At 40.2% G+C, this 8110-nt stretch carries 7 protein-coding genes; 1 reads left to right on the forward strand and 6 read right to left on the reverse strand.

The features are described 5' to 3' along the window. Positions 1–15 precede the first annotated feature (15 nt). The gene (locus MD536_RS13850; RefSeq protein WP_239601146.1) at positions 16–2961 is read left to right on the forward strand and encodes an FAD-binding and (Fe-S)-binding domain-containing protein; all 2946 of its coding nucleotides are present in this window, start codon (positions 16–18) and stop codon (positions 2959–2961) included. Between the two features lie 23 nt (positions 2962–2984). Here the strand turns inward: MD536_RS13850 and MD536_RS13855 are convergent, their stop codons facing one another. From MD536_RS13855 to MD536_RS13880, 6 genes are all read right to left on the reverse strand, one after another. Beyond that, positions 2985–3524: a GNAT family N-acetyltransferase gene (locus MD536_RS13855; protein ID WP_239601151.1), complete on the reverse strand. Its 540-nt coding sequence runs from the start codon at positions 3522–3524 to the stop codon at positions 2985–2987. Next, the gene (locus MD536_RS13860; protein ID WP_239601153.1) at positions 3521–4375 is read right to left on the reverse strand and encodes a bifunctional helix-turn-helix domain-containing protein/methylated-DNA--[protein]-cysteine S-methyltransferase; all 855 of its coding nucleotides are present in this window, start codon (positions 4373–4375) and stop codon (positions 3521–3523) included. The genes MD536_RS13855 and MD536_RS13860 overlap by 4 nt, the downstream gene beginning before the upstream one ends. Positions 4376–4641: 266 nt before the next feature. Then, positions 4642–5133: an anthrone oxygenase family protein gene (locus tag MD536_RS13865; protein WP_239601155.1), complete on the reverse strand. Its 492-nt coding sequence runs from the start codon at positions 5131–5133 to the stop codon at positions 4642–4644. 69 nt (positions 5134–5202) lie between these two features. After that, positions 5203–6039 (reverse strand): helix-turn-helix domain-containing protein, encoded by an 837-nt coding sequence (locus MD536_RS13870; protein ID WP_239601157.1) that lies wholly within the window; start codon positions 6037–6039, stop codon positions 5203–5205. Between the two features lie 41 nt (positions 6040–6080). After that, positions 6081–6824, reverse strand: a complete 744-nt coding sequence (locus MD536_RS13875; protein ID WP_239601158.1) for a hypothetical protein — start codon at positions 6822–6824, stop codon at positions 6081–6083. A 69-nt stretch (positions 6825–6893) separates the two neighbouring features. Then, positions 6894–7355: a sterol desaturase family protein gene (locus MD536_RS13880; RefSeq protein WP_239601160.1), complete on the reverse strand. Its 462-nt coding sequence runs from the start codon at positions 7353–7355 to the stop codon at positions 6894–6896. Between the last annotated feature and the right edge of the window lie 755 nt (positions 7356–8110).

Raw genomic sequence — 8110 nt, forward strand, 5'->3', positions numbered from 1 at the left:
TCAAACGCAGTCATCATGCAACCGGCCAGTCCGCACTATTCTTTCAACACCTTACAGGCTTCCTTATCAGGCGATCTGTATTTTGATGATTCCTCCGAACACCGCGCGGTACGAATGGCTTATGCAACTGATGCATCCGTATACCAGGAATTGCCAATTGCGGTTGCTCTTCCCCGTGAGGAAGCCGACCTGGTAAAGCTGGTAACTTTTTGCCGGGATGCGGAATTGCCTATGATACCCCGAACAGCCGGTACTTCCTTAGCCGGACAAGTTGTAGGAAATGGATTGGTGATTGACTTATCACGCTACATGAATGCCCTGCTGGAAGTAAACAAGGAAGAAAAATGGGTACGCGTGCAGCCAGGCATCGAACGCGATGTGCTGAATGAATTACTCCTGCCGTATGGATTGTTTTTTGGTCCCGAGACTTCCACCTCCAACCGTGCCATGATTGGTGGTATGATTGGTAACAATTCCTGCGGCTTGCATTCTATGGTTTGGGGCGCTACGCGCGATCATGTGCTGGAATTAAAAGTCATTCTTTCCAATGGGGAAGAAGCTGTTGTGGGGGCATTGGATGCAGCGGGACTCGAATCAAAACTTGCTAAGCCCGGACTAGAAGGAGATATCTACCGAGCTATGCACCAGTTGTTAGGGGATGAGGCCAACCAGGCTGCTATTAAAGAAGGTTATCCCGCTCAAAAAGTAGTGCGCAGAAATTCAGGGTATGCTTTGGATGCTTTGCTGGATGCGGAACCTTATGGCGGATCAGCTTCGTTTAATCTTTGCCGTTTGATTGCAGGATCAGAAGGCACGCTCGCGATGATCTCCGAGGCCAAACTCAACTTACTTGAATTACCACCAAAAGAGAAGGGATTGGTTTGTGTGCATTGCAGCAGTTTGAAAGAATCGCTCCTTGTAAACCTGGTTGCGATTAAACATGGCTGTTATGCCAGTGAACTGGTGGATGATGTGATATTGAGCTTCACCAAAAATCACCGCGAGCAACAGAAGAACCGGTTTTTTATAGAAGGGGATCCCGCTGCGCTATTGATGATCGAATTCATGGAGCAGGAAGTGGAGCCTATGAAAGTAAAAGCAGCCGCTTTTATAGATGAATTGAAATCCTTGCAACTGGGATATGCGTATCCGTTATTAACAGGATCATCTATTAATAAAGCATGGGATTTGCGCAAAGCGGGACTTGGATTACTTCGCAATATCCAGGGGGATGCACAACCGGTGAACCTGATAGAAGACTGTGCCGTAGCGCCAGAGGATTTACCTCATTATATTGAAGACCTGCAGGAATTGCTGAACTCCATGAATTTGAAAGCATCTTACTATGCGCATGCAGGAGCAGGTGAATTGCATGTGGAGCCTTTGATCAATCTGAAATCAGAGGAGGGGAGGGTACAGTTCCGGGAATTGTTGGCGCGTACTGCAGCCATCGTTAAGAAATACAAGGGATCCTTAAGTGGTGAACATGGGGATGGTCGGTTGAGAGGGGAATTTATTCCCTTTATGATGGGCGATCGCTGTTATGAATTATGCAAGGAAACCAAAACCATATTTGATCCGAAGCAGTTGTTCAATCCGGGTAAAATTACAGATGCCCCTCCGATGGATGCAGCTTTCCGGATGCCAGCCAAACCTGCCGCAACCAAAGTAGCAACCCATTTTAATTTCGACCGGGAGGGAGGCATACTTGCTTTAGCAGAGAAATGTTCCGGATCAGGCGACTGCCGGAAAACGCATCGGGCAGGAGGTACCATGTGCCCGAGTTATATGGCCACCAGATTTGAAAAAGATACCACCCGGGCCAGGGCCAATGTACTAAGACAATTTCTAACTACAGATACCAGTGCAAAGGCCTTTGATCACAAAGAGATTCATGCGGCGATGGATTTGTGTTTATCCTGCAAGGGATGTAAAGCTGAATGTCCGTCTAGTGTGGATGTTTCCAAACTGAAAGCGGAATTTCTTCAACAGTACTATGAACTGCATGGGGTGCCACTGAAGGCGCGATTGATAGGAGAGTTCCCGGCATTAACAGCACTGGCGAGTAAGTTTCCCGGGGTATACAATTGGTCGATGAAGCAGGGGATATTCAGTAAATCGCTGAAGAAGATCCTGCATATGTCGGAGCATAGAGAGTTGCCCGCATTATATAAGTTTACGTTGAAAGAATGGGCAGGGAAAAGGGGGACAAAGGAGGCAAAGGAGGCAGGGAGACGGGTCTATTTCTTCTGTGATGAGTTTACGAATTACAATGATGTAGAAACTGGCATCAAGTGTATTGAATTACTGGAGCGCCTGGGCTATGAGGTGATCCTTCCAAAGCATATTGAAAGTGGACGCACGCATTTATCAAAGGGAATGGTAAAACGGGCAAAGGAGATAGCAACAAAAAATGTACAGTTGCTGGAGCCGATATTAGCAGATGATTATCCAATCATTGGGTTGGAGCCATCGGCAATTTTGAGCTTTCGCGATGAGTACCTGGACCTCGTGCCTGCTTCCTTATTGGAGCAGGCCAAAAAGCTGGCTGCCAAATCATTCCTGGTTGAGGAGTTCCTGGCCAGGGAAGCTGCGAGCGGCAGGATTGGTCCGGCTCAATTCCATTCGGATAAAAAAGAAATCATCGTACACGGGCATTGTCATCAGAAAGCATTGTCTTCGGTGTCCTATGTGATGGATATTTTATCAATTCCCGCAAACTATGTGGCAACCGCGGTGAATTCGGGCTGTTGTGGTATGGCAGGATCCTTTGGCTATGATAAGGAGCATTATGAAGTCTCCATGCAAATCGGGGAGCTGGTCTTATTTCCAGCGGTACGGAAGCAGTCTGCCAATACCTTAATCGCAGCCTCGGGAACCAGTTGCAGGCACCAGATCAAAGATGGCACCGGAAGAGTGGCGATGCATCCGGTGGAGATATTGTATGATGCGTTGGTGTAAGGAACTGAATACGTTGCTGGTTTTCATGCTTTATTTGGTCGCTGCTGCAGATAGGGTAAGTCAATTTCAAAGAGGCAACAGTTTGGTTCGGTTTGGTAATGACCTGGCAATGTTGCGGTATCTGTCAGTTTGAACATTCCTAAAAAATCAAAACCTGCCGATGTGTAGTGCTCAATCAATTTTGTGTTATTACCCAAAGTGTCTAAACGTACAAATTGTTTTCCCAAATCTTTGGCGTATTGCTTTGACCAGTCTACTATTTTATCTATGTACCTGTTACCCCGGAAATTAGGGTTATTGCATATTCGGTGAATGTAAATTGAATTGTCTTGATCTCTGTCGCCCCAAATTTCTTTATCTGAAAATGTAATGGTCCAATTGCAAACAATTACATTATCAATAACAATTTTCCATTGCCGGTTTTCAGCTATTTCCCGCTCTATAAACGATTTTTCAAACCTGGGCCAGACCACCATTTTTCTTTGAATTTGAAGATTTCTGGCTGCTTCATAAAGGTTTAAAATTTCATCAGCGTCCGTTACTATGCAATTTGTAATGCTCATAATCTATTTTCTTCATTAATTTTTGTTGCTTCCCAACCTATGATTGCCGTTTTTCTTATGCTACCCCACAGGTAGTTACCTAAGTTTCCTGTAGACTGTATTACACGATGACAGGGAATTAAGAATGCTACTGGATTGCAACTGATAGCGGTACCTACTGCCCTTGAAGCAGTTGGATTTTCAATTTCACTAGCAATTGATCCATACGTTGCAAGTTTTCCAAAAGGGATTTTTAAAAGCGTTTGCCATACTTTTAACTGAAAGGCAGTTCCTTTCAGGTGAAGTTTTATTTGGTTGAGCTTTAACCAATCCTGTGTAAAAATACCAAGCGCATTTTGTTGGTTTTTATCCACCATTTGTCTGAATTGAGCATTGGGAAAATGCTTTTGCATTGTTTTAAAGGCAGGTGCTTCATCATCAGCAAATGCCATATAACAAATACCCTTTTTTGTAGAAGCCACAAGTATGGTTCCGAAAGGACTTTCTGAATAACTGTAATTGATTTCCAGTTCTTTTCCTCCGTTTTTATATTCGGCAGGTGTCATGCCTTCAATACTAATAAACAAATCGTGCAACCTTCCTGTGCCTGAAAGCCCTGCTTCATAGGCAGCCTCTGAAACTGTCGCTTTTTTTTCTTTTAAAAGTGTTTTAGCATATTCAACGGTAGTATATTGAAGGAATTTCTTGGGGCTGGTTCCTGCCCAATCGCTAAAAAGTCGTTGAAAATGAAATGAACTTAAATGAACCTTTTCAGCAACTTCGTCAAGATTAGGTTGATCTTTAAAATTTTTCTGAATATACTCAATTGCTGTTGCAATTCTTTTGTAATTAATGGCCTGTTGTTCATCCATTTTTAGGAAACTTTAAAGTACAAATATCTTACGATAATGGAATTCAAAAAACCCGAAACTTGCTATTATTGGTGTAAGCTGCGGTATAATACCCCAGGAAGCGTAGTTGCCAATTTGCTAAGCCAATTGTTATTTTCATATCTATTTATCGTGACAATATTGGTTCTGACAGCACTATTTTATACCTAAATTTAAATGATGCCATGTCGTAGATTGTAGGCTGGCTTAGCTGATTTCTCGGGCATAAGCTTCGAATATTTTTTCTTTTAAAATCGGGAGCTATTAGTTGAATTCAAAGTTGCTTTATCCAAAGCCAAGAAAGTACAGATAAGTCCAATCAGCCATATCAAAGACCTGATCCAGTTCATGTTGCCCCATTCAGCGGCTACTCTTTTTAGCGTTTCGGTATCGGGAAGTTCTGCTGAAAGAAACATGATCTCATTTCTGGGATAGAAATAAGTAAAGGTTAAAACCAGGGAGGAAATAAAGCAGAGTAAAGCGATCCCCAGGAATACGCGGATGGAAGTTGAGTTTTTCCAATATAGTATTAAGGCGAGCGCTATTAAAAGCAGATTGGGTAAATCAATGAGTTTGAAGAAACTGCCCGGATTGGCAACTGTAAAAAAGTCTTTCGTGGCTTTAATTGAATAAGGGATATTACTTTCCCAGTTAGCCGCATTTACAATGGAATTATAAATATTGGTAAAAAACAAACCGCTTGATAACGCGATAGCTGCGTAAAGAACTAACTTTTTCATATTTCGATATCTTTATTTCAGTAAAAATATCTATGAAAAAAAGGCGGCTATAGTAAGAAAACGACAAAATCAGAGTTTGTCCCAGTCCAGCTGAAATTGCATATGCTCTTCTCTCAACTCATTGTAAACCAGGGTAGGAGTTTGTTTTGCGAATTCCTTAAAATCTTTAATAAAGTGCATGTGGTCATAGTAGCCCACTTTATAAGCCAGATCTGTCCATGCAATAGTTGGCTTCGTTTCAAGAATTTTATATGCCTTATGGAACCTGGCGATTCTTGCATACAGTTTGGCCGACATCCCCAATCGTTCCTTGCATTTTCGTTCAAAATTTCGGAGGCTCATACAGGCCATACCTGCAATCTTATCGATGCATATATTGTAGTTTAGGAACAGGTGTTGCAGCGCCAAATCAATGGGTAAGGGTTCTTTTACCTGGGAAAGTTTACTGAGAAAATAGGATTGGATAATTTCATCCAATTCATCAAACGAAATCGTATCATGTGATTTATCCAGCAGTTCTTCTATTTCCTTTCCTATAACTTCTCGGGCACTGTAACCATTGTCGAAAAGTTCGGTCATCGGAATATTCAAAAACCGGTTTAGTCCGCCTGGTTGAAAAATAATCGATACCGATTTATGACTTTCTTCTGCCAGCAGTTTGAAAGGGGTAATATGTGCTCCTATTAAGGTGCAGGAGGTAACGGTATTATAGCTTTTTTCTACTGATTTTCTGGACTTAAACCGGGTATACAGATTGATAAACATGGCTTGCTCCGGCGAAGGCATATAATTACCCTCGATGCTAATGGGATTGTCGCCGAAATCAGCTTCAATAAAAACGATATGCCGAATTAGCGAACGTAATGCAGGATGAATAATGCGTTTTTCTGTGGAGATAGTTGGCATTAGTTTCCTTATTTATTTGACAGGAGGATTTGAGTCGTAGGTCATTTTGGATTGAATTGATTTAATAAAATGCTGTCCTGGAATCTCTCAAAAACCTTAGTTAGAGTAAAAAATCTGTGGTCGGCACCAAGCAAAAAAAATATTTTCTTTCCTGAATTATTTTTAATTATTTCTATAATATTTGAAGCAATCATTTCATCCCTCTTTGAGTAAAAATCGGATAAGACTTTAAATTCTGTATCATGCAATATTTGCCCCAGTTGTGAATAATAGATTCGATTGATCAAATCGTATCTCCCATCATTTAGTTCTTCAAGTGAGGCGTTCAAGGCAAGTTTTTTCTTTTCTTCTTGAATAATATTGGTGATAGATAATTTTTGAATTAGAAAACTATCTGCAGAAAGTTTTTGTTGAAGTTTTTTGATAGTGCTATTTTCTTTCCAGTAATTTTCTGGTATCGATCGGCCTGATAAATCATCGCCAAGCCAATCAAAACCAACCACCTTTTTTTGGGAATATTTCGTAATGCATTCATACATTTCATAAGGATAATTCCTTTTTAGGTAGGAAATAGAACTGTCTATATCTTCTGCTCTTATTTCAATGCCAATTATATCTGGGTTCTGTCTATCAATGAATGCAAAAAGGGAATCATAAGGATAATTTGGATTGACTTTATGTGCACCATGAATGGAACTAATAATTATTACATTAGTTTTTGACTGTTGTGCGAGAACCGGGATGGTTGGCAAAAACAATAATAGTAGGTTCACTAATGATTTCATTGTAATAGTTGAATTTCAAATTATATATGTATCCCGCCAGAGTAGCAATCTAAAATATTTAATTTGAATTCAGTGACCTGCTTTTTCAGCTATTTTTTGTCGAGATTCATTGTTAATGTCTTTAAATAACAGCATTTTCCCGATTTCAGATGAAGCACCATTGTAAAAACCTGCTTCCTGTGCAAATTCTTTTGGATTGCGAAATGTTCCAAATAAGATATCAAAAAGCGGAAGATCGGAATAGTTATAGGCGTGAATCCCTTTAGCGTGATGTAGAGAGTGTGATTCCGGTCGCTGAAAAATATATCCTGCCCATTGGGGTGTTTTAATGTTGGTATGTTGAATAACAGCAAGAAATGTAGCGGCATAAATTGCATAAATGGTGGCCTGAGGGGTAAATCCTGCTATCCATACCATGGCTAGGCTGGTCAAAAAAGTAAAGCCAATCATATCCATCGGACTAAAAAAGAATGCACCGTATGAGTCAACACGTTCTGCGCTGTGGTGCATTTGAATGACCGGATATTTCATCTTTTTTGAAATGAAAGTTAGTTCAGTACGACCATAAGTTTCCAAAGACGTAAGAACACTAGTAAGAATGCGACCAATGCTGTACAGATTAAGATTGCTCCTGAATGTCGATGTCCCTTTCGGTGTGCTTTTATGGCTAATATTGCAGCAACTATTGAACTAATAGCAAAAAAGTACTTGTAATCATACATTATCTCGGTCAAGCCAAAAAGGGCCCGGGTCTTTCCGATTGCCGAATTGTATCGTTCAGCAATTTGATGGTTAATAATGAGAATCGCAACAATCGTTGCTATACTAAGTAATGTGGAAATGATCAGTAGGCTCCACTTTTTTGCCTTTTCAGATATTGTCATCATTACTTCAGAAAAATATATATAGGTTTTGGATGTAGAGTAACGCATAGATTCACATAGGAAAATAATATAGAGTTACATGATTTTCCTTGTTTACTTTTTTGTAAGTGTATCAGCAATTGTTATTACCTTATCTTGCTTCTTTAGATAATCTTCCAATGATTTTGTATTGGGTATATTATCATTTTGATACTTATCAATTAAAGGTAATGTTCTTATTATTTTTAAAACATTGTGAAGGTCTGAAATAGTCATTTGTTTTGATTCAATTAATTGCTGAGTTCAACAGATAAGTGCAATTTTTGAAAACAAATGACAAAATGATTTTGAGGTCATTTTGTCATTTGACTGAGTAGTGCAATCTTTGGATTGCTTATGTCAAAAAATTACAAACAACTCAGT

The organism is Flavihumibacter cheonanensis, assembly GCF_022352215.1.
In the GTDB taxonomy this organism is placed as follows: domain Bacteria; phylum Bacteroidota; class Bacteroidia; order Chitinophagales; family Chitinophagaceae; genus Flavihumibacter; species Flavihumibacter cheonanensis.

Bases quoted from the DNA above. Each gene is read 5' to 3' on its own strand.
- MD536_RS13850 (WP_239601146.1), top strand. From the start codon at position 16: ATGCAACCGGCCAGTCCGCACTATTCTTTCAACACCTTACAGGCTTCC.
- MD536_RS13855 (WP_239601151.1), bottom strand. From the start codon at position 3,524: ATGAGCATTACAAATTGCATAGTAACGGACGCTGATGAAATTTTAAAC.
- MD536_RS13860 (WP_239601153.1), bottom strand. From the start codon at position 4,375: ATGGATGAACAACAGGCCATTAATTACAAAAGAATTGCAACAGCAATT.
- MD536_RS13865 (WP_239601155.1), bottom strand. From the start codon at position 5,133: ATGAAAAAGTTAGTTCTTTACGCAGCTATCGCGTTATCAAGCGGTTTG.
- MD536_RS13870 (WP_239601157.1), bottom strand. From the start codon at position 6,039: ATGCCAACTATCTCCACAGAAAAACGCATTATTCATCCTGCATTACGT.
- MD536_RS13875 (WP_239601158.1), bottom strand. From the start codon at position 6,824: ATGAAATCATTAGTGAACCTACTATTATTGTTTTTGCCAACCATCCCG.
- MD536_RS13880 (WP_239601160.1), bottom strand. From the start codon at position 7,355: ATGAAATATCCGGTCATTCAAATGCACCACAGCGCAGAACGTGTTGAC.